Origin of the sequence: Paenibacillus sp. ov031, assembly GCF_900143165.1 — a bacterium.
Taxonomy (GTDB): Bacteria; Bacillota; Bacilli; order Paenibacillales; family Paenibacillaceae; genus Paenibacillus; species Paenibacillus marchantiae.
Genome location: NZ_FRDO01000002.1, coordinates 595,644 through 617,791 on the forward strand (window position 1 = coordinate 595,644; position 22,148 = coordinate 617,791).

A 22,148-nucleotide genomic window follows, 5' to 3' on the forward strand; every position below is an offset into this window, starting at 1 on the left:
ATTCACATGAAAGTTGGCGTGATAATGGGTGGCACATCTTCGGAGCGGAATGTTTCTCTGCTCACCGGACGGGAGATGATGAACCATCTGGATGGACAGAAGTATGAGGTTATTCCGGTGGAGATCAACAGCAAACGAGATCTCATTGACAAAGCCGCAGGATTGGATGTGGCACTGCTCGCTCTGCACGGCAAATACGGCGAGGATGGTACGATTCAAGGTACGTTGGAGTCGCTGGGTGTTCCTTACACAGGCTGTGGTGTCCTCGCGAGCAGCGTATGCATGGACAAAGATATGTCCAAACGCCTCATCCAGCATGCGGGTGTACCTACTGGCGAGTGGCTTCAGGTAAGCAGTCTGGATGAATTGTCATCAGTCGCTGTGCAGCAGTTAACGTATCCCGTTGTGGTAAAGCCCAATTCAGGCGGTTCCAGTATCGGCACGCAAGTGGTGCAAGAACCCTCGGCTCTTCATGCGGCTGTAGAAGCGGCTCTCGTCTGGGACGAAGTCGTCATGATTGAGCAATATATTGAGGGTGAGGAGATTACCTGCGCCGTTCTGGATGGTCAGATGCTTCCTGTTATCTCGATTCGTTCAAATGCCGATTTTTTCGATTACACCTCCAAATATAATGATGGCGGCGCTGAGGAGCAGGTCGTCCATTTGCCTGCGGATTTGCATAAACGTGTAGAAGCTGCGGCATTAACCTGTTACCGGGTGTTGAAATGTAGTGTCTATGCTCGCGTGGACATGATGATTCGGGATGGCATGCCCTATGTGCTTGAGGTGAATACGTTGCCAGGTCTTACCCGAAATAGCCTGCTGCCCAAAAGTGCAGCCGCTGCTGGTATCTCCTTTGCCAGTTTGCTGGATTCCATTATTGATCTCTCGTTAATAGAACGCCAAAAGGAGGCAACTCGATCATGAGTCTGAATGTAACGATTCGTAACAGTTCCTCTGAAGATCTGCAAGATATGGTCGTTCTTATGGATCAACTCGGTTACCCAACCACGTATGCCGAGATGAAGGAGCGTTATTCGCACATCGCTGCGGATTCAAACTTTGCAACGTTGGTTGCCGAGGTCCGTGGCCGTGTCGTTGGACTGATTGGCCTCCAAACATCTTATCTATATGAAAAAAACGGAAGACACTGCCGTATTATGGCTCTTATCGTGCATGACCAGTTCAGAAGCTCCGGCATCGGTCGTCAGCTTATTCTGGAAGCAGAACAATGGGCAGCCACTCATGGCGTGGATTCCTTGTCTCTAAACAGCGGCAATCGCCCGGATCGTGAAGCTGCGCATGAATTCTACCAACAGATGGGCTTTACCGCGGGAAGCACTGGCTTTAGCAAAAAGCCGCAGGCTTTGCAGCATAGCTGACTGTTTACAAAGTAACATCAAAAAAACGCCCATTTCCGACACAAAGGTCGGAAACGGGCGTTCTCTATTTCGCTATAAGTAAATTATCTTTTGGCCTTCATGGATTCATACGCAGCAAGTAACTCCTCTACAGCCACGCCATTAATCTTCATTCCTGCCACCTGACACTGTTCCAACTGTACGCCGGATAGATTACAGTCATTGAAATGACTGCCCTTGAGGTCACAATGCTCCCAACGCATGGGTGCTCTGTCTGCGCCGAGGTGTGTATCCTGAAAATGAACACCATCCAAAGCACAGAATTCAACCTTGCTATCTGTTAAACGCAAATCGGCCAATAATATGTTGGTCATATTCAGATTGGTGAATTTGCCCCCACTCAGGTTGCAATCGGTCATCCGGATATCCCGAAGATTGCTGGTGCTGAAGCGAAGTGAATCCAGATCAGCTTGGTAAAATTCAGTAACCGTCTCATCCTTAACATTGGATATTTCCTCGGATGGGAGCTGGATCACAGGCTCTATTGTTATGATTTTCTCATATCCATATTCATCTTCAGACGCATAGAGACAGATATAACCCATTTTCTCATAAAAATGATGATTATCCCGCTGTCTTCCCGACGTCTCCAGCTTCCATATCCCAATCTCCGGGAATTCGGCCTCAACAAGCCTGATGACCTGAGATCCTATACCCCGACCATGACAAACGGGATCAATAAAGATTTTATCCAGTCTCGCATGCCTGCTTCCCAATACATTGACACTGACTCCACCAATGGTACATCCATCCCATTCTATAACGTAATAGTCCCATTCACGGATCACGTAACTGTGCATACGAACAGACGAATAGCCTGGTGGACAAAGGTTGCTGTCCGGAACTGTGTCTCCTTTAGCCCAGACCCTGATCGCATGATCAAAGGCTCTGGTGCATATCATCGTGAGCACTTCAGCATCCTCATGGCGTGCACGACGAAGCTGAACTAGAGATTGCAGCCCCAGTGAAGATGCTGGTGCCGGTTGTACTTTATGTCGCTCAAAATAATCGTAGTCTGCCTGATCCGAAAGTTTTCTGCGAGAGACATAACGAAATCCAGCATGCTCAAGCACCTTGCGTGAAGGCTGGTTAAACGGCTTTACAATACCCACAATTCGATCCAATAGAGTATGTTCAAATAAGTATGTCGTTAAGGCATTCACTGCTTCTGTGATATACCCTTTATTCCGATAATCCCGTGAAATGGCGTAAGCCACTTCACGATCATCACTATCCAGCATGTCATTGGGAAACACACCACACCAGCCAATGATTTGCTGATCTTTGTTGTGTACAACAGCCAGCATGACCCGTACATCTTTCGGATCGAACTGCTCGTAACTGCCAACAACAAATTGCAGAAAACCATGCAGCTGTTCCTCTGTCATCCTCCATTCGGGAAGAATATCCGTGATTTCCGGTTGTCGGGTTAATGCGTACAGCGCGTACTGGTCTTCCAGCGTTAGTGGACGTAATGTAATCGAACTGGATTGGATGATTAATTGACTTTTCATATATAACACCTCTGGGGATTTATTTGGGATGGCACGACAAAGAGGAGCACCTCCAATAGAGGCACTCCCCGATTCGTTTCATCATTTCAGAAACGCCGAAGCTCCTCGTAATGGGTCAAAAAGGACACACGTATCCCGTTAATGGTCTAACGGAATTTTTTCATTGTGTTCTTTCATGATCATTACGAGAAATCTGGCATACTCTGAAATCCCCTCTCAACCTAAGACTCACATACAAATCTTACTTATGGCCGGTCGATGAAAATCCAGCCTGTTTCTTTTTCCTTATCTACAGATGCCCCAAGAGATTCGGCCATAAAGCGCAGCGGGACGTAAGTTTTGCCGTTTTTGCCCACATAAGCAGGTTCGACCATTGTTACTTCCTTGCCTGCAACGGTGGCCTTCTTGGAACCCACAGTCAGGACAATCTCATCGCCGGTGATATCGTCAATAACGACGATTTTATCCGACCCTTTGGTCCATTTCACTTCAGCATCCAATTCCTCGGACAGATAACGAAGAGGAACAAATGTTGTATTTTTAACAGTGACTGCGCCATAGGTTTCGTCGTCCGGATACAACATGACATATTTACGGGTGATTCCCGCTTCATCCTTCAACAGCTGATACACAAGTGAATTGGAATCAAAATTGCGCAACATCTGACCTGGAGTGATATCTCCCTGCATCAGATCAATTGCACCAGCCGTTTTGTCCACGGCATCCACAGTTACTGGTCCACCAATATTCCACAGTTCACTGTCACCATATACGGATACCGATTTGATCGGCAGATCTTCAGAAGCAGGCAACGCTACTTTGAAATCATAATTCTGTTTACGGATATTCAGTGCGCTGTCCAGATAAAAGTCCAATTTGAGATTGGTCTCAGTTCCGAACACCGTCTTCAATTCAGGTGTTTCGGTCAACAAGTTGGCTAGTTCCTTGTCGTAATTGGCAAGAATCTCGTCAAGACCGCCCTTAATCATTTCATACAATGAAGCAACTTCGGCATCCCGTGATTCGCTAATCGTAGAAGGAAGGGCACTGCCGTCGCCAATATCAACCGTGTTGAATGTAACGAGGATAGGGTAGAACACATCATACAGATCTCCAATCAGATCCTTGAGTCCTTGCTCATCCTGAGCAACACTTGTCAGAAACGGTTTAACCATGGCAAGAAGCTCTTCTCCACTGATCTCCACATGCAGCTTGGAGAGGCTCAGCGATTCACCGTTAACCGATTCCTGTACCGGCGTTACGGAAATATTTTTCGGGTTGGACAAATGCTTCAGCGCAAAGGTCAGCAATTTCGGGGAAAGCTCCTCGATCTGCTTCTCCAACGCCTTCGTATCTAGCATAGGAAGTGTGTCATCCTCCAAAGATATGTATAGAGGCTTTTGCGCTCCGTCTACATCAATGACCATTTCCGATTTATCCATCGACAGATGGAAAGGTAATTTCTTTCCTTGCATACTCAGTGTACCTTTGACAGACGCCGTGTTGGAGTCCTTCGCTTTGGCATCTTCAATATCCAATGAAACGGAATTAATGAGTTCAATCATTTGAAGCGCATCCTCATCGACGAGGTTTGCTGTAGGTTCAATTTTTATATGCATCGACTGTTTGGATTCACCGGACTTGACGGTTGTGCTGTTGACAACGGCTTTGCTAATATCTACGCCACCTACGGCCTGACATCCCGTAAGCGTAACCATCATCAAAACGAGTGGTACGGCAATCCACTTCAATAGCTTGTGATTTTTGATACGATCTCCTCCTTAGGAAAAATGTGGTTCACTCCTATTATGAGGGTTATAGGTAATTGTTGTAAACCGGATCGGTAAATAAATACCAAAAAAAGGCCGAACGATGGTCCGACCTCGGGTATGACGTATATTTAAAATTTGGTGTAATTGGCTTCAACAACACTATGCCTAGTCCAATCATAAACAGTTCAGTTTATTCTTTTTCCGTATCCTCTGCCTCAGTGTCCTCATCGGATTCTTTACCATCGGTACGTGCAGGGGTTTCAAATTGATCCGGTTCGTCGTCTTGAATGGCTTTGTTCTCTTCATTCTGGTCTTGTGTCATATCGTATTCCCTCTCTTCTACCGGATTTTAGGCAACAATCTGTGCCTTGTTTCTATCAATAACCGGAATAATGAAAAATTAAACAGACAGAGGTGGGAACTTAGAAAATATAAAAGACAATTCCGTTCCCACTTGCAGCCGTTGCCTGATATAAAGCCTGAACATCATTTAGTGTCTGAACGATCTCCTGGAATGTCTCCTCTGCGTCCCAATCCTCCATGACAGGATACACGCCCTCAGCTACCATTTGTTCCAGGCTAAACCGTTTCTTCAATTCTTCAGGTGTTAGTTGTTCTAACGCCATGTACGCCTCGAGCACCTGTTCATTGTTCAGCAGGAACAGATCCATGTCTGAATAGTTGCCCAGATATTGTTCGCCTGCCAAAGGGACCACATATCCCAGAGGAGGCTGCCCCTCTACCACTTCACCAGTCAACGTAAACTGAAGCATCTGCCACATTTTATCGATATCCAGCTCGACCGAACAATCATGAACACTGACTTCACCTGACTTAATGGATGCAATTAATTCATTGGTGACAACAAGATATCTGCCGGACATGCCCATACCCTTATCCCTCCTATGTATGTACTTCCCTTCTTTCCCATTAACCGTGCATGTTGTACAAGAATCGGGGTAAAGAGGTGGAAAGGAACAATAATCTTCAAGGAGGAGCGGAATCCATGAAAAAGTTTGATTACAGCCTCAATTACGAGGAGCTTGATCTGCGCAAGCAGCCTGAACTGTATACCGTTGGCCGGGGAGAGCAAGGAGTATTAATGGTGGAGCCCTACAAAAGCGAGATTCTACCGCACTGGCGGTTCAAAACACCTGAAATTGCGAAAGAATCCTCGCAGAAGATCTACGAACTATTTTTGGAGTATAAGAAAAAGGATGACTTTGTCGGTATGGATATGGCACGCAAGTTTCTGCAAATGGGCTATACGCGGGCAAGGCGGTATACGAATCATAAAGGCGGACGCAAATACTCGAAGGAGGACGGCTCCATCCTGCCTTATCAGAATGATAAGGTGAAGGCTGAATCAGCAGCCATTTTCAAAGCACAATGGGAGATCGCCAAAACGGATCCGGATTATGTGAAAATGAAGCAGGAGCACCGGGAAAAGTACGAGTCGGAGAACGCGCAGAAGCATGGGTGAAAATACATGATTTATGCAGACGTTCATTTTGATATAATGCAATACATCAAGCTTCACACACGAGATTAACGATGTATACCCATCCAAAGGAGCCCTCATGAACCCACCTAGCCACCATTTCGTCCTAGCACTTGTTTGCATCACCCTGTGTCTGTTTATTCTGCTTCCTTTGCCTGCCTCTGCAGCCAAGTCTGAACTTGCCAGACAACATGAAATGACAGCCTTTGGCCCGCTACAAAGCGATGTTGACGGGATGCAGCCGGGATGGAACCTGGGAAATTCTCTGGATACGGTCGGACCTGATGAAACGTATTGGGGCAACCCGCGAGTTACCCGGGAACTGATACAGCAGATCGCTGCTCAGGGATACCGAAGTATTCGTATTCCCGTCACATGGGATGGGCATATTGGGGACGCACCAGACTACACTGTTGATCCAGCCTACATGGCTCGTGTTCAGGAGATTGTCCAATGGGCGCTGGATGCCAACCTCTATGTCGTCGTGAACGTTCACCATGATTCCTATCTCTGGATCAGCCAACTGGAGAATAACCACGATCAGGTGCTTTCCCGTTATAAAGCAGTATGGACTCAGATTGCCAAGCAGTTTAAAGATGAACCGCGTAAGCTGATGTTCGAGAGTGTTAACGAACCGCGCTTTAACCGCGGAGCAACAAATGCCGGAGATATGGGCTCGGGCAGCAATATTGATGAGGCACGGCAGTTGGAGCTTTTGCATGAATTGAACAATGCATTTGTTAAGTTAGTACGGGAAACAGGTGGAAATAACGCCGAGCGTCCGTTGGTCCTGCCTACGCTGGAAAGTTCGCCAACACAGGTGAGACTCGACAGTTTGCAGCAGACGATAGCCAGGCTGAAGGATCACAATCTGATTGCTACGGTGCATTATTACGGATATTGGCCGTTCAGTGTCAACATTGCAGGGCATACCACCTTCGATACGGATACGAAAAATGATGCGGCCAGCACGTTCAATAATGTGTACAACACACTGGTTGTTCAGGGCATTCCGGTTATTCTGGGCGAATACGGCCTGCTCGGTTTTGACAAACATACGGATGTCATTGAACAGGGAGAGAAGCTGAAATATTTTGAATTCATCGGTCATCAGTTAAAAGAAAAAAAGATCACGTCCATGTTATGGGACAACGGTCAGCATCTGAATCGACAAACATTCCAGTGGGCTGACCCGGATTTATTTCAGATGATCCAAGCTTCCTGGACAGGACGTTCTGCCGTAGGAGAAAGCGATCTGCTCTATTTCAGACAAGGTTCGCCTGTGGGAGACAGACCATTGACGATCAAGTTAAACGGAAACAAGCTGGTTGCCCTGTATGCGGGTGAGGAGATGCTGAAAGCTGGCACGGATTATTCGTTCAGTGGCAACACGTTAACCGTCAAATCCACTGCGTTATCCCGGATGATCAGCTCAACTCAGAAGCTTGGGAACAATGGGATACTCACAGCGAAGTTCAATCAGGGTGCAAAATGGAAATGGAATGTGATTGTGTCCACGGAGCCCGAGTTGGGCGACGCAACAGGTATAGTAGACTCCTTCTCCATTCCCACCCAGTTTCAAGGTGATCAGCTTGCCACGATGGAGGCTGTGTATACATCCGGTGAGAACACAGCGCCACAGGACTGGACACCGTATAAGGAATTCTTGACCACATTTGCTCCTTCTTATGAAACGAATGAAATTAAGCTACAGCCCGATTGGCTCAAAGAACTGCACGCTGGACAGATCGAGCTGACATTTCACTTCTGGAGTGGTGAGCTCATTCGCTACACTCTGATTAAGAACGGAAATCAGGTGACTGGCGAGGTACGAAATTGAGCCTGTTCGCGGGTTAGGATTGTACGACCCGTTGATTGCAATGGGCTCTGCTGGATGCAGCAGCGTGACCTACACAGTATTGAAGATTGTTCAAATAGAGACGCTGCCAGTGGGGTATTTCAGCTGGCAGTGTCTTTGAGTTTGGTATGGTTTGGTACACTTAAGCCTGTGCCTTTTGCGGCTTGCCACTCTTCGAACGGGGCCGAAGCATACCCCCTACGATCCTCAGCATTTGTCTGCGCGGCATAAGGCGGGCGAACTGGGCCGTCCAATAATTGGAGGCACCTGGCACAGCATACGGCTTGCCTGACTCCAACGCCCTCATCGCCACTTCCACAACATGCTCAGGCGTATCCCGTTTGCCTACCGAGGCCTCTTCGGCTCCTACTACGTCAAAGAATGAGGTATCGGTTGAGCCAGGGCATAAAGCCAAAAACTTAACGCCTCGTTTCCGGTTCTCTTCATACAACGCCTCTGTAAAAGAAAGAACGAAAGATTTCGTAGCCCCATATACAGCCATGTATGGATCAGGTTGAAAAGCAGCTGTTGAAGAAACATTGATGACGGTACCGTTCCGTTTTTGCAGCATACCTGGCAGGAAAAGATGGGTCATGTTCATGACTGCGAGTACATTCAGCATAATCTCTTCCCGCTGCCGTGCACCATCCACCTGCTCAAACTTTCCATGCGTGGCAAATCCCGCATTGTTGATTAATACATTAACCTGTATGCCCCGATTCATACATTCCTCATAAACGTGTTGTGGTGCATCCGCCTGGGATAGATCCGCTACAATCACTTCCGTCTTCACTTGATAGGTTCGCTCAATCCGTTCTGCCAATTGACGCAATTTGGACTCCGATCGGGCCACCAAGACCACATGTTTTCCTTTGGACGCCATCTCCAATGCAAAAGTCTGCCCAATTCCTGAAGAAGCCCCTGTAATGAGTACCCATTGATTTTGAAACTGCTTCATATCTCATCCACCTTTTCAGAACACTAGTTTTTTATTGGAAACACTGTTTCCTAATGAAATCATCGTACTCTCTTGTCTTCGTACTGTCAACTTCTTTTGATCATTTGACGATTTCCAGCGTAAAACAGTAGAATGACGATAAGAAACACGGTTACCGTTAAACAACAATATGGATGTATGAGGATGAGATAGATGAAAGATCACAATTCCGGTTCCAAAGAATCCGCTCACACGGTCACTACCTTTCAGGAAGCCAGACTCCAGCACTCCGAAAACCTGCGCCAAAATATTGTGCATGCCGCCGCATCCTTGCTGCAAGAGCACGGCCCCGAAGCCGTTACAGTTCGGCGCGTGGCAGAACGAATGGAGTGCTCCACCAAAATCATATATAACCTCTTCGGCAAGAAAGAAGGGTTAGCTAAATATCTATATATGGAGGGGTGCTCCCTCCTATCCCAATCGTTTGAATCCGTGCCGCAGCAAGCATCATTCGAGAATTATTTTCGCGATCTCGCTTATGCCTACTGGGATTTCGGAATTACACAATCCAGCTTCTATCAGCTGATGTTTGGCGGTTCTTTTGCAGAATTCAAACCAGATGCAGAGAGTCTGCAAGGAACAGCAACTGCACTCAAACAAATTACGTCCCTGGTTGCGGTCTCAATTGAGCAGGGAATGCTTAAGGAGAACGATCTCTTGCTTGCAGTTCGTATGATCTGGGCCCCTCTGCATGGCGTCATCCACCTGTACCTGGGAGGCCATATTGAGAGTGAAGAGGCCGCGAAACGGCTATATGATCATACGTTGTCCATGGTTATTCTTTCTCTTGTTGGAGTATCCTCCAAGGGCTAAGCCATGAATGGATAAGGAAACGAAAGAAGGAGCAGGCACTTCATCGCTCGGATGAAGGACCTGCTCCTTTTTATCATTATATATAAGGGATTACTATCGCTAATTAACGTGCGGTTTCGCTCTCAGCTTCCCAACGCGAGATTTCAGCACGGACTTTGGGAGCCACTTCTTTGCCGAGCAGTTCAATAGCTCTCATCACTTCTTCATGCGGCATCGTGCCGAGGGGAGTGTGTAACATGAAGCGTGTAATACCAACTTCTTTACGTAGATAGATAATCTTTTGAGCAACGGTATCCACATCACCGACATACAGCGCGCCTTCCAGACTACGTGCCGCGTCAAAGGTTGCACGGCTATAGTGTCCCCAGCCGCGTTCACGGCCCAACATATTCATTACTGCCTGAGCTGGAGGGAAGAATTTCTCCACAGCTTCATCTGTTGTATCCGCAATGAAGCCATGAGAGTGAGAAGCAACGGTCAGTTTGGAAGCGTCGTGACCTGCATGTGCAGCTGCTTTTTTGTACAACTCCACCAGTGGTGCGAATTGAACAGGACGACCACCAATAATGGCGAGAACAAGCGGTAATCCAAGCAGACCCGCGCGGACAACCGATTCCTGGTTACCGCCACTCCCGATCCATACAGGCAGCTTCTCTTGTACCGGACGCGGGTAGATGCCTAGATTATTAAAGGAAGGGCGGTGTTTGCCTTCCCAGGTTACTTTTTCCGAATCACGCAGTTTTAAGAGGAGCTCCAATTTTTCATCAAATAATTCATCATAATCATTCAGATCATACCCGAACAATGGGAATGATTCGATGAATGATCCCCGCCCTGCCATAATCTCCGCACGCCCATTCGAAATACCGTCCAGCGTTGCAAAATCCTGAAATACCCGTACCGGATCAGCCGAAGATAGCACCGTTACAGCGCTGGTTAGGCGAATGCGTTTGGTCTGTGAAGCTGCGGCGGCCAAAATGATAGCGGGTGATGAAGCGGCATAGTCGGCACGGTGATGTTCTCCCACGCCATATACATCCAGCCCCACCTGATCTGCCAAAACGATCTCTTCAACGACGTCGCGAATACGCTGCGCATGACTTATAAGTTCTCCTGTTTTTATATCTGGGTTCGTCTCCACAAATGTACTGATTCCGATTTCCATTGTCTATTCCTCCCTGGTATGAAGCGATCCGTCGTTCATCTAACCTATTGTAAGTAGATCACCTTTTGTTATTTATCTTAATATTGAACTATTTTGAGGAAAAATACAAGTGCCCCCTGTTTTCCAGAGGGCACTTTCGTGACATATTCTTCTCAAAATCCAATGATTTAATGATTATTTCTTTTTCCCAATGTACAGGAGATGAGACGAGATTCCCAGTATTGACGGGTCTTTGGCCGCCTCAATCATATACTGGATCAACTCATCGTATTCCCCGCGTTCTTTCCAATATTGCTGCTGCTCTTCTGTGAGCATAGCTCTAAGACTGGACGATCCAATTAGGTCTACCGTTTCGAATCCGTACTGCTCCATAAATTGGATAATATCCTGAATGTTGAAATAGTACGCCCCTGTAAACCGTCCTTGATCCAGATGATCGAATGTCCCCTTTTCCACAAAAGAACGGATAGCTTCCATGTGGTCATGTGGTTTCCATTGCTGCGGGGATTGCAAAGAGGTAATGCCCATTCGCATACGGCTCTGCATCGCTACAAACACAGTTCCCCCACGCTTGGTGACCCGATGCAGCTCCCTTACCGCAGCCACTCGCTCTTCTTCCGTCTGCAAATGATACAATGGCCCAAGCATCAGAGAGGCATCATACGTCTCATCTGCAATGCCGTTCAGATGGGTCGCATCCAATACATGGAAACTGTCAAACTGCTGTGTCAAATCCAATTCCTTTGCCTTCTGCTGAGCCATATCCACAGATGCAGGGGTCAGGTCTGACAGCGTGACATGGTATCCGAGCCTGGCAAGCTCCATCGCATATTTGCCTGGTCCGGCGCCATTGTCCAGCACAAGTCCGGTTGCCGGAAGTGACTCTCGGATATAATGCATGTTAATGATGAACTCCAGCGGTTCCCGATCCAACCTTCCCCACTCGTCAAATCTGGAATAATACTCAATCACACGTGATCTTTCCATGATTCTGCACCTGCCTTTTCTCAACATTAAGGCCATATAAAAAAACAAAAACCTGCCACCTCAACTAAGAGGCGACAGGTCTGACCTTCGCGGTACCACTCTTCTTGATCCATGAACAGGATTGGAAACATCATGCTCCAACCTATCCTGCCATAACATCTCAGGACCTGATGACGGAGGTTAACCGTCAGGATCTACATGAAGTCAGCGTATAGCATCATTTTTAACATCCAGCCCTTTGTGCGCTGAGCAATGACGATATTCATGTAACTACGGTTCGATTCTGCTGCTCACAGGTGAGTTGGGGAAAGGTTGGACTGCCTTGCACCGAAGCGACAGTTCTCTGGACCAAACCTTGTGCCTTAATACTCCTGATCATTGCGTTTGACTGTTAAATTTTATCCAGTATATTACTTCTAAATATTTCCTGTCAATTCTTATTTTCCAGTTGCACAGCTACTTCACGTTCCGGTTCTTCTGTACTGTACATCCAGGGATATACGATTGCTGTATCCGACGTGTAATTATTATATCGATCAATACCCAGGTTTTTTCCGTCACCGGCAAATTGAGTTTTGGCAGGAGTACCATAACTTCGTTTGCCCTTCTGGATCGTATAGGTCTGATTAATTCCACCAAAATGTAGATCATCACTATATCTCTCCACGTACAAATCACCCTCTTTACGGTAATATGCCCAATGGATTATGGAACCGCCCAGATTTGAATCAAGGTACTGTGGTTTCTCCCCAATCTCGGATAACGTAATCGGCTCAAATTCACCCTGAAAATAGTTGACTTTATGGCGAGCGTACAAGGTCATTGGTGTATCTTGGTTGATTTCTAGACCAGAGGTCACTTCGAAGCGCAGTTCCGCTTCATGTGCCGGATCGTCCGACGGCCATACCCCTCCAATTAACTGGCTGCCATTTACATCAAGTGTGTATTGCAAATATGGTAATTGCATGAAATATTCGCTATGAGTAACGATCAGCCTGATTTGGGTGGGTGTAATTATGGCTTCCTTGATGACTGCTCCATCCGACTGCTGATCCAGAGGTATATTTAGCACTCTTTTACTCGTACCACTAAGCATCTCTGTTTTATCCAGACGTATACCAATATCCAGTGATTGCTCCATTTTGCCTTCTTCTTTACTGTAAGCCAGTACATAACTTGCTGCTTGTTGCTTCAACTTCTCCAAGTTATAGAACTGTTCCGATATATATTCACCATGTTCTCCCGGCTTTCCATATATGCCTGCTGCATTCCCTTCCAAAATCTTTCCTTTCTGATCGTATATCTTTAAATACGGAAAGGCATAGTCACGAACCTCCGGTTGATCAAAGGTTAATGATGTAGACAACATCATCTTATCTTCCTTTTCATTGAATGCGCTCACTACAAGTTCACCCAAACCATCCTTATTGATATTGAACACCTGTGATTGTTGCTGAAAAGGATTTAGGGTAATTTCCTTTTCTTCCGGAACTAATATTTGGATTCCACCTACAGTGAAGTCGACATTCGCTTCTTTTCCTGATGGTGTCCACTCCGTCTCAAAGTACCCTTTAAACTTTCCATCGGTCTGATCAGGAACATGGTAGTATCTTCCCTCGATTAGCTTACCACTCTCATCCCGCAGGCCAATAGAAGGGAATTGTAATGTATCACCTCCGTACTTACCAGGGTCCAATGTATACAAAATAACCGTGCGATTATCATCGGAAAAGGCTGTATCCAGTGTTAAAGTCACACCGTTGACCGTTACGGACTGATTCAGTTTCTGTCCAAGATCCTTTTGCATGGCATTCTGGATACCACTACGGTCATTTAAAATTTCACCCCAGTTATAATGGACTGCTGCATATACTGGCGTCGCCATGAGAATAACTGCAGCGGTTCCTATCAGTGCAGTCTTTTTCCATTTGATCTGTTGCGGCAGATGTTCTTTATTCTCTGATACATGAAGCTCTGGGCAACGCTCCTGATCCTGTTGAATCTGATTCCACATGGCATCGAAATCGGGATAGCGAATATCTGCATTATTTTTCAGATGACGAGATAACAGATTTTCCGTATGCTTCACTATACATTTCCCCTTTCTGATGTTGCTTTTTGGCTTGATCCCATTTTTTCCTAAGCAATCGAATTCCCTTATATACTCTGGACTTCACCGTTCCCAGTGGCACTTCCAGAATCTCTGCAGCTTCGGATAAACTTAATTCGTTCATATAACGCAGCAGAATCGCTGAACGTATCTTTTCAGGTAGCTCATGAACCCATTGTGCCCAGACCTCGGACTCCTCCACATGTTCGATCAACGTATCAACCGGATCAGCAGTTCGTTGAGGGGTGAGAATAAACTGCCTTTTCTCCCGCTGCTTGGCTGTACGTTCCCTCTTCAGAAAGTTAAGACAATGATTCACCGTAATTCTCATCAGCCATGTCTTCATGTATTCAACCTTCTGCCAATCCTGACGAAATACCGTAATAAAAACATCGTGGCATACATCTTCGGCATCCTGAGCATGATGGAGCATGTAATAACAAGTTCGGTACACATCCTTGTTGTATATCTCAAACAATTCCTTTTCGTTCAAAAGCTTTCCCTCCTTTCTCTGCATCAGCCTTCTCAAATCTATAGACAAAGCCGATCCTTCAAAGGTTCATTCTTACCCTTTCTCCATACAACAAAAAAGAACCTTCACTTCCACAGCATTGCAGAAATGAACGTTCTTTATGGTTTAAGACAAGGCCAATAACATGGCAATCCAGCGTGCCAAAAGGAGATGCTAGATTTTTTTCACAAACTCGGACTTCAGCTTCATCGCACCCAGGCTGTCGATTTTGCAGTCGATGTCATGGTCACCGTCAATCAGACGAATGTTTTTGACTTTGGTACCCTGCTTAACTACCAGTGAGCTGCCTTTCACCTTCAGATCCTTAATGACCGTAACGGTATCGCCATCATTCAGGACATTACCATTGGAATCGCGTATTACTTTAGTTTCTTCCGCATTCTCTTGTTCAGACGCTAGCGCCCATTCGTGCGCGCACTCTGGACACACCAACAAATTACCGTCCTCGTACGTGTATTCGGAATTACATTTGGGGCAATTAGGCAAATTAGACATATGTATTAAACTCTCCATTCATTTTGTGGCTTCCTCGCAAGTATACGGGAATGCAATCCATTGTTCCATATAGGCCACGGTGGTTAATTGATTTTAAACTAAATTTAAGATTGCCCCGCCCCCTGATTTAAGGAAGATTCCTTATACTGAAGCAATAAAAGAAAAATGGTGGAGCATCACAACGAAATACTATTCTTAAAAGTCGTGTCTTACACGAAATGCTGATATATATCCTATAAAAGGAGTTTCTGCTCATGTCACCCTATGTTTTTCCTGTCCAAACGGCTTTCTTTATTTTTGTCCTTATCGCCATGTTTCTGCTGGTTCCTTGGTTGATCTACGGATATCGGAAAGATGGATTTTTTAGCTGGTCGCGGTTTGGGGTCAGCTTCTCATTTATTTTCTACCTACTGGCTGCGTACTGTCTGGTTATTCTTCCTTTCCCGACCACTCGTAATACATGTGCACAGCAAGCAGCGGATACCGTATATTACAACCTTGTTCCGTTCACCTTTATAAAAGATATTATGAAAGAAACACCAATCATCTGGTCTCAACCGGCCAGCTATATGGGAATGATTCAGGGCAGGGCTTTTCTGCAGGTTCTGTTCAACGTAATGCTTCTCATGCCACTTGGCGTGTATATCCGTTATTTTTGGCAAAAGAGATCGTACTGGAAACAGGCTTTGTTAAGCGGATTCGGCTTATCCCTGTTCTTTGAGATTACCCAGATCACCGGCTTCTACGGTTTTTATGATTGCCCGTACCGGCTGTTTGACGTGGATGACCTGTTACTGAATACTTCAGGAACGATACTGGGATTTTTCGCAGCTCCCATCTTGCTTGCCTTATTCCCGTCTCGAGCAAGTATTCAGGCGAAGAGCGAGCAGATTCTGGAACAAAACAAGGTCTATCCTGTGCCTCAATTACTGGCACTTATCATTGACGGTGTAGTTGTTGTATTCCTGTCCAATCTGATGTCCATATTTAATTGGAGTAATACAAATGTGATCGTCAGTACGCTAAATACGGCGATCGCCATGCTGTTTGTATTTTTCTTTATTCCATCCTTGCGAGATGGCAAGACTCCAGGGTCTGCCCTCATGCGGTTCAGATATGTTCACCGGGAGACTGGGGAGCCTTCCAGCGCATCCCTGTTTAAAAGGTTGCTGGCACTTTACGCCCCTTGGATCTTGGTCACCGTAGCTCAATTCATAACTGATTATGCCTTTCTGAACGAAAATGTAATGCTCGAACCTTATAAGGTGTGGATCTCTGTCGGAATTTTTGGTCTGCATATGCTTATTCTCTTGGTGTTGTTCGTGCATGTCATGCTGGTGCTGTTCTCCCGAGGCAAGCGTGCGTTTTACTGTGATGATGTGTCCAAGACACGAGCTTCAAGAAAATAAAATTCCTGACTCACAACACTCACAGCACATAGTTTCAGATGACAGATAGTACCGTAGCGTTTGCCATTAAAGCCGGCAAGTTTGATCCATCGTAAAAAAAGGTGTGCCTCGTCAGCCAATGACGAGACACACCTTTTAAATATATTGAGATGAAGTACAGATGGGATAAACTATAGCCCCAGCAGCTCACGTTTGGAAGCTTCCGGGTCATGGACCACCTCTACTTCATGATTGAATATCAGCGTAGCGCGATTATCTTCGTAGGCAGGCCAATTAACTTCCGATGTCTCAGGCTTGCCCTGCTTGGCAAACGAAATCCATGCATCCTGCACTTTACCTGCAAGTTTTACCGCGGCAGCATCCGGTTCGGCATTCATAAACTTCAATACAGGTAACGTATTAAAAGCAAAGAAGATATCGATACTATGGATTGATTTATGCAGCAGTGGATGCTCCGGCATCACCCAATCAAAGCGATACATCCATACAGGTGCATGTTTCTGCTGAGCAGCCGCATATTGCACAGCCGAGCGCCAGAAGAACAGATCCGTCATCACCTGGGCCTGGCCATCTGCAGTTTTGGGATAATTGTCCGCAATGGCAGCCCGATTCTCCAGATCAGGTGTCATAAAATCAACAGCCTTCACCATGTTGATCTCTTCGGAGTAAGGCACCTGAGGCTGAATGAACAACGAGCCTTCATGCAAAGTAGTTCCAATCAGTACAGGGATATCCTGTGCGGCTCCCTCTTCTACCGCCTGAAGAGGCGACTTCGGAAGTGTAACTCCATCCAGTACGGGCTGGAACAACAGGGCCATCCCTGCACCGCTTTGTTGTTTGACCGTCTCGCCAGCAGCGATGATTTGCTCCACTGGAATGGATTTGAGTTTATGCAGGTCATCCGGTGTTACACCCAGAACCTTCAGCATGCCATCACGAATGGCTGAAGCCTGCTCTGCTGGCATAACTTGTGAGGCTCCACTTTGCATAATGGCGCGGTGGAATAACCCTTTGGCTGCTGGCATCGCCATCAAAGCCGCAATACTCATGCTGCCCGCAGATTCTCCGAATACAGTGACGTTATGCGAATCACCGCCAAAAGCTTCGATGTTGTCCTGTACCCATTGCAGCGCAGCAATCTGATCCAGTAAACCCACATTAGATGCAAAACCATCTCCAAGCGGAGCCAAATGCAAGAACCCTAGCGGCCCCAGGCGATAGTTGATCGTCACGACGATAACGTCTCCCCGGAGGACAAGTTGTGTTCCATCGTACATGGGCTGGCTGCCAGCGCCTGAAACGAAAGATCCGCCATGAATCCATACCATTACGGGAAGTGGATCATGGCTTTCTTTTTCGGGTGCCCAGATATTCAGGTAAAGGCTATCTTCCGATTCCACCGGAGGCTGTCCAGATAGGCCCTCGGCTTGAGGATTTCTTGGCTGTATATTTTCAGGACCGAATTGTTTCGCCTCCCGAACTCCGTCCCACGACTCGGGTGGGATTGGAGCCTGAAAGCGTAATTCACCCACGGGTGGTGTAGCATAAGGAATGCCTTTCCATACACTCGCTCCATGCAGAAGCTCTCCTTGAACCGTGCCATATCTTGTGTTTACTTGAAGTTCCCTCATGCGCACATACATCCTCTCTACTGATCGATAGTTCCAGTTTACGACTGGTATTGTTCAGATCTGGGTGTAACTTTGAGCTGATGAAATTCTGTCTCAAGGTTTATTAAATAACGTACACGAAGAATAATTTTGTATTGCTTCAACGCCCTTTCGTACGTACTGGCAGGCGCGTTTCCACTTATTTGAGTATAGATCTCCGCGATACCCATTTACAAGTTTGTCCAGATTCAAGTACCACTGCTACGTTTCACGTGGAACTTTTACAGCAATAATAAAGACTCCGCTTCATTTAACGAGCGAAGTCTTCTATTGCTGTCCTGCATATTCCATCAAATCACCCGATGTATGGATCAATTACCGCCGTTTACTTTTAGCGGATAAGGAACCGTATATTCTGCGCCTTCAATCCAGCTCCCGGTTATATGATTACGTCCCTTAACGACAACCCGATCACGGTATACATCCACATGCAGACTCTCACTTCCCTCCAGATGCTCATCCTCATCCGTCCAGAGATAAGCTACAGAGGAAGCATTAAACATCGTTGGCAGCTGTCCGCCACCTTCGTACATGGTGCGATGAGCCTCTAATTGCCAATGGGTGTGCCCAGAGAAGAGAATGACCTGCGGATAACGACTTAGAATTGCCTTTAATGCTGCGTCCTGACTCACACCATACCAACCCTGTTCCTTCATGGAACCCGCGACTGTATCCATCAGTGGTTGATGGAGAAAGACAAAAATCGGCTGCTCAGGCAATGCTTGCTCCGACAGTTTTGTTTCCAGCCATTGCAGTTGATCGGCAGACATATCACAATCTTTCGGATGAGGCTGCTCCGTACCTAGAAAGATATAATGATAACCGTCGATCCAGTGGTCGTGATACGATCCGTTCATACCTGTGATTGCTGTAAAATTGTTCAATCGCTTCTGCCATAACTCTTCAATCGAGATGGAATTCTGGGGTTTCTCAAAATTTTGAACCTTTATTTCGCTTTCGCCTACATCGTCTGAATGTCCCAACACCTCGCCCACCTCATGCTGGGTCATTGTGGTCAAGTTCAGCGGCGGATCTCCCCATAGAATGGCTCCGATATCATGATTACCTACGGTGTAACGTATTTGAGGCAGTGAATCGCCCTGAGCCTCCAATATACGCTGCAACTCTTGGTATTCTTGAGGCAGTCCACGATCGGTCACATCGCCCACATGCATAATTCCGCTGCTGCCATGGCTATACGTTGCGATGTCTTCCAGCGCTTTCTCCAGATGACGGTTATGGATATGATCAGCCTGCTCTCTCACATGCGTATCTGTGATGACCTGGAAGCTGATTATCGGTTGTTCGTATTTATTTTCATTATCCATCAGGAATCACTCCATTTCAGTCCAATAATGCCAATCAGAATAAAGCCCATCCAGACGATCGACATCGCCTTCAGACGTTCACCCAGAAAGTAATGTCCCACGATCCCAATCAATGTAATGCCTACACCCGACCAGATGGCATAAGCAACACCCAGCGGCATATACTTCACAGCAAAATTCAACAGGGTAAAGCTCGCTCCATAACAAGCAAACATAAGAATGGAAGGCCATACGCGGGTAAAACCATCCGAGACCCTCATCAGAATCGTACCGCTCAGCTCCAATCCAATCGCTAGGGCAAGTAGTATCCATCCCGTATACGAATGGTTCGTCATCGGTTTACCTCGACTTCCAGCAATTCATCAAACGAACGAACCGTAAGATCCGCGAGCTTGATATGAGCAGGTTCGCCGACAGCAATCTTCCAGGCAGCTCCGGCAGCACGAGCCATCTCCATATCACCATCCGTATCGCCGATCACGACAACTCTTGCAGTAGGTACACCCAGACGCTCACACGCCAGCAGCAACATGTCAGGAAACGGTTTTCCCCGTCCAACCTGATCCGTTCCTACAACTACGGTGAAAAAAGATTCAATCCCCATCCACTTCAAATGACTTAGGGCATTTTCTGTCTCATCCGCTGTGACGACCCCCATTTTCAGTCCTTTGCTGCGACAGTGCTCAAGAAAGGCAAGAACGCCTGGGAGGGGCTGAGCAGGGCGCTCCTTATTCATTGCGTATTCTGCCTGCAGCAAACATTCCCTCACAATAATTTTCGCTTCCGCCCAGCTTAATCCTGCACGATAGCCATGCCAAGTTAATACGGCGTAGACTTCCTCCATCGTTCCCATGGCAAGGGGTCCTCGCACATCATAGCCGTTCATTCGTCCCTGCTCATCATGGAATGTTCCCCATATATGAGGAATCTCTACTGCATTGAACTGAAGGCCACGGGCAGCAAGCTCTTCCCGGAAGTTCTCCATCACGCAATCGGTCCAGAAGCCCCACATGGCTGTAAAATCAAGCAATGTCCCATCCTTGTCAAATAAAATAGCCTCAATTGGGGTAGAAAGGCTCCCAAGCGTTAATTCGGGCATTGGTTACGCTCCTTATCTGCTGAATTACTAAGTCAGAAAAGCGGCACATGACTGCACCGCTCCTCTAAGTTAAACTTGTTTCCCTTGTTATTTCACGCGATCCAATTCTTTTTGAGCCTTTTCTTTGGCTTCTTTCAGCGCTTGTGCCGCTGGAATGTTATTAATCTGTACCTGATCTGCCGCATCCTTCAGTGCATCATTGATTTTGCCTCCGGTCGGGTCCTGGAACGGAGCCGAAGCATGGGAAGCCTGCTGCAGTGGAACCTTGATTTGCGGGTTCTCTTCACTGAACGTTTTGAAAGCAGGATCTTCTTGAGCAGATTGACGAACTGCAATGTAACCTGTGTTCATGGACCAAGCTGCTGTATTCACTGTTTCCGAGAAATACGTCAGCCATTTATAAGCTGCTTGTTGCTGTTCTGGACTCGCTTCGGCCGGGATACCTGCCATGATCGCACTCGCTACAGGTTTGCCTTGGCCTACACCTTCCCAGCCCGGTTGTTCCATGGCTGCAACGATGCTGAAATCGAGATCTCCCTGGTCACCACTGGAACCGGTGTATCCAGCTGCTTTATTTTTCATGACATCATCAATGGTTTTGTACCAGTACTCCCAGCCTTGGCCGCCAAAATGAATACCCATGGTCTTGTCCTCATTAATCCACTTGCGGAACAGCTCCCACGTCTCTACCCATTCCGGTGAATCAATCGTTACGGTCTTGCCGTCATCACTCAGAATCTTCCCGCCTTTGCCCAGCACGGCGTCGATCATGTTATCGCTACCCCACATCGGCTCCCAGCCGTAGAAGGTTGTCTTGCCATTCTCCTGCTTGCTCATCTTCGCTGCCGCTTCAGCAAGTGCCTCCCATGTGGTCAGAGTGGCAGGATCGATATTATTCTCCTTCAGCGCATCCATACGGTAATACATGATCTGAGTTGTTCCGTACATCGGTAAGAAATATTGCTTGCCGTCTACTTTTCCCTGCTCCAGGAAGGTTTGCACGTAATCTTCCTTGTTAAAGCTCTGATCGGCGGCGATCAGCTCATCCAGAGGTGCATAGTAGCCTTTGCGCGCCCAGTCGATATTGGAGCTTAGTACAGCGGCGGGTACTTTTTTCGAGGCAATGGCAGCCTGCAGTTTCTGTTCGGTCTCCGTGTAATCGGCTTGTACAATCCCTTTCACAACAACTTCGTTCTGGGATGCATTGAAGGCGTCAATCGTCTTCTTCATGTTATCTCCCAGGTTACCACCCAGACCATACCAGAACTCAATCTCGACCGGACTACTTGATGCAGAATCAGCTCCATTCGCAGCTACTGCATCTGAACCCGTGCCCGTGCCGCTATCGGCAGAGGAACCACACGCGGTGATCAGGGCAAAACTCGCAGCCAGTACCAGCGACATGCCCCCTCTCCACCTGAGCTTTAATTTGTTCCGCCATTTCATACTCGCTTGACCCAATTTCATTTTGATTCCT

Annotated in this window: 21 protein-coding genes; 6 read left to right on the forward strand and 15 right to left on the reverse strand. The window is 46.9% G+C overall.

Annotated features, from left to right (window positions below; genetic code table 11):
• Positions 1–6: 6 nt before the first annotated feature.
• Together BUA17_RS12785 and BUA17_RS12790 are read left to right on the forward strand one after the other, a co-directional pair.
• Entirely contained in the window at positions 7–927 is a 921-nt protein-coding gene (locus tag BUA17_RS12785) for a D-alanine--D-alanine ligase (protein ID WP_072733833.1), read from the forward strand.
• On the forward strand, positions 924–1,382 hold the full coding sequence (locus tag BUA17_RS12790) for a GNAT family N-acetyltransferase (RefSeq protein WP_072733834.1): 459 nt from the start codon (positions 924–926) through the stop codon (positions 1,380–1,382). The genes BUA17_RS12785 and BUA17_RS12790 overlap by 4 nt, the downstream gene beginning before the upstream one ends.
• An 83-nt stretch (positions 1,383–1,465) precedes the next feature.
• Here the strand turns inward: BUA17_RS12790 and BUA17_RS30625 are convergent, their stop codons facing one another.
• The 4 genes from BUA17_RS30625 to BUA17_RS12810 form a co-directional block, all read right to left on the reverse strand.
• The gene (locus BUA17_RS30625; RefSeq protein ID WP_083584695.1) at positions 1,466–2,935 is read right to left on the reverse strand and encodes a GNAT family N-acetyltransferase; all 1,470 of its coding nucleotides are present in this window, start codon (positions 2,933–2,935) and stop codon (positions 1,466–1,468) included.
• A gap of 245 nt (positions 2,936–3,180) precedes the next feature.
• Positions 3,181–4,686: a copper amine oxidase N-terminal domain-containing protein gene (locus BUA17_RS12805; protein ID WP_244552134.1), complete on the reverse strand. Its 1,506-nt coding sequence runs from the start codon at positions 4,684–4,686 to the stop codon at positions 3,181–3,183.
• A gap of 211 nt (positions 4,687–4,897) precedes the next feature.
• Positions 4,898–5,029: a hypothetical protein gene (locus tag BUA17_RS31865; protein ID WP_256336468.1), complete on the reverse strand. Its 132-nt coding sequence runs from the start codon at positions 5,027–5,029 to the stop codon at positions 4,898–4,900.
• 100 nt (positions 5,030–5,129) lie between these two features.
• Entirely contained in the window at positions 5,130–5,597 is a 468-nt protein-coding gene (locus tag BUA17_RS12810) for a YfbM family protein (protein WP_072733835.1), read from the reverse strand.
• A gap of 116 nt (positions 5,598–5,713) precedes the next feature.
• On the opposite strand from BUA17_RS12810, the gene BUA17_RS12815 reads away from it, so the two are divergent.
• Together BUA17_RS12815 and BUA17_RS12820 are read left to right on the forward strand one after the other, a co-directional pair.
• Positions 5,714–6,190 carry a DUF4385 domain-containing protein gene (locus tag BUA17_RS12815; protein ID WP_063565875.1) on the forward strand — a complete coding sequence of 159 codons (477 nt, stop codon included), beginning with the start codon at positions 5,714–5,716 and terminating at the stop codon, positions 6,188–6,190.
• 97 nt (positions 6,191–6,287) lie between these two features.
• A complete protein-coding gene (locus tag BUA17_RS12820) occupies positions 6,288–8,048 on the forward strand; it encodes a cellulase family glycosylhydrolase (RefSeq protein WP_072733836.1) in 1,761 nt (586 codons plus the stop codon).
• Between the two features lie 160 nt (positions 8,049–8,208).
• Here the strand turns inward: BUA17_RS12820 and BUA17_RS12825 are convergent, their stop codons facing one another.
• Entirely contained in the window at positions 8,209–9,024 is an 816-nt protein-coding gene (locus BUA17_RS12825) for an SDR family NAD(P)-dependent oxidoreductase (protein WP_072733837.1), read from the reverse strand.
• A 192-nt stretch (positions 9,025–9,216) separates the two neighbouring features.
• Here BUA17_RS12825 and BUA17_RS12830 point away from each other — a divergent pair, with 192 nt between their 5' ends.
• Positions 9,217–9,876, forward strand: a complete 660-nt coding sequence (locus BUA17_RS12830; RefSeq protein WP_063565872.1) for a TetR/AcrR family transcriptional regulator — start codon at positions 9,217–9,219, stop codon at positions 9,874–9,876.
• 103 nt (positions 9,877–9,979) lie between these two features.
• On the opposite strand, the gene BUA17_RS12835 is transcribed toward BUA17_RS12830, so the two are convergent.
• From BUA17_RS12835 to BUA17_RS12855, 5 genes are all read right to left on the reverse strand, one after another.
• Positions 9,980–11,041, reverse strand: a complete 1,062-nt coding sequence (locus BUA17_RS12835; protein ID WP_072733838.1) for an LLM class flavin-dependent oxidoreductase — start codon at positions 11,039–11,041, stop codon at positions 9,980–9,982.
• A 174-nt stretch (positions 11,042–11,215) separates the two neighbouring features.
• The gene (locus BUA17_RS12840) at positions 11,216–12,028 is read right to left on the reverse strand and encodes a class I SAM-dependent methyltransferase (protein ID WP_072733839.1); all 813 of its coding nucleotides are present in this window, start codon (positions 12,026–12,028) and stop codon (positions 11,216–11,218) included.
• Between the two features lie 430 nt (positions 12,029–12,458).
• Positions 12,459–14,117, reverse strand: a complete 1,659-nt coding sequence (locus BUA17_RS12845; protein ID WP_072733840.1) for a DUF4179 domain-containing protein — start codon at positions 14,115–14,117, stop codon at positions 12,459–12,461.
• Positions 14,074–14,631 (reverse strand): RNA polymerase sigma factor, encoded by a 558-nt coding sequence (locus BUA17_RS12850; RefSeq protein ID WP_072733841.1) that lies wholly within the window; start codon positions 14,629–14,631, stop codon positions 14,074–14,076. Before BUA17_RS12850 ends, BUA17_RS12845 begins: the two co-directional genes overlap by 44 nt.
• Before the next feature lie 192 nt (positions 14,632–14,823).
• Positions 14,824–15,165 carry a zinc ribbon domain-containing protein YjdM gene (locus BUA17_RS12855; RefSeq protein ID WP_063565920.1) on the reverse strand — a complete coding sequence of 114 codons (342 nt, stop codon included), beginning with the start codon at positions 15,163–15,165 and terminating at the stop codon, positions 14,824–14,826.
• A gap of 254 nt (positions 15,166–15,419) precedes the next feature.
• Here BUA17_RS12855 and BUA17_RS12860 point away from each other — a divergent pair, with 254 nt between their 5' ends.
• Positions 15,420–16,574 (forward strand): VanZ family protein, encoded by a 1,155-nt coding sequence (locus tag BUA17_RS12860; RefSeq protein ID WP_072733842.1) that lies wholly within the window; start codon positions 15,420–15,422, stop codon positions 16,572–16,574.
• A gap of 170 nt (positions 16,575–16,744) precedes the next feature.
• Here the strand turns inward: BUA17_RS12860 and BUA17_RS12865 are convergent, their stop codons facing one another.
• The 5 genes from BUA17_RS12865 to BUA17_RS12885 all read right to left on the reverse strand — a co-directional run bounded on the left by BUA17_RS12865 (position 16,745) and on the right by BUA17_RS12885 (position 22,138).
• A complete protein-coding gene (locus tag BUA17_RS12865; protein WP_072733843.1) occupies positions 16,745–18,205 on the reverse strand; it encodes a carboxylesterase/lipase family protein in 1,461 nt (486 codons plus the stop codon).
• Between the two features lie 350 nt (positions 18,206–18,555).
• Positions 18,556–19,572 carry a metallophosphoesterase family protein gene (locus BUA17_RS12870; RefSeq protein ID WP_072733844.1) on the reverse strand — a complete coding sequence of 339 codons (1,017 nt, stop codon included), beginning with the start codon at positions 19,570–19,572 and terminating at the stop codon, positions 18,556–18,558.
• Positions 19,572–19,907 (reverse strand): DMT family transporter, encoded by a 336-nt coding sequence (locus BUA17_RS12875; protein ID WP_063565864.1) that lies wholly within the window; start codon positions 19,905–19,907, stop codon positions 19,572–19,574. Before BUA17_RS12875 ends, BUA17_RS12870 begins: the two co-directional genes overlap by 1 nt.
• The gene (locus BUA17_RS12880; RefSeq protein WP_063565863.1) at positions 19,904–20,671 is read right to left on the reverse strand and encodes an HAD family hydrolase; all 768 of its coding nucleotides are present in this window, start codon (positions 20,669–20,671) and stop codon (positions 19,904–19,906) included. The genes BUA17_RS12875 and BUA17_RS12880 overlap by 4 nt, the downstream gene beginning before the upstream one ends.
• A gap of 87 nt (positions 20,672–20,758) precedes the next feature.
• Positions 20,759–22,138 (reverse strand): ABC transporter substrate-binding protein, encoded by a 1,380-nt coding sequence (locus BUA17_RS12885; protein WP_072733845.1) that lies wholly within the window; start codon positions 22,136–22,138, stop codon positions 20,759–20,761.
• Positions 22,139–22,148: the final 10 nt, after the last annotated feature.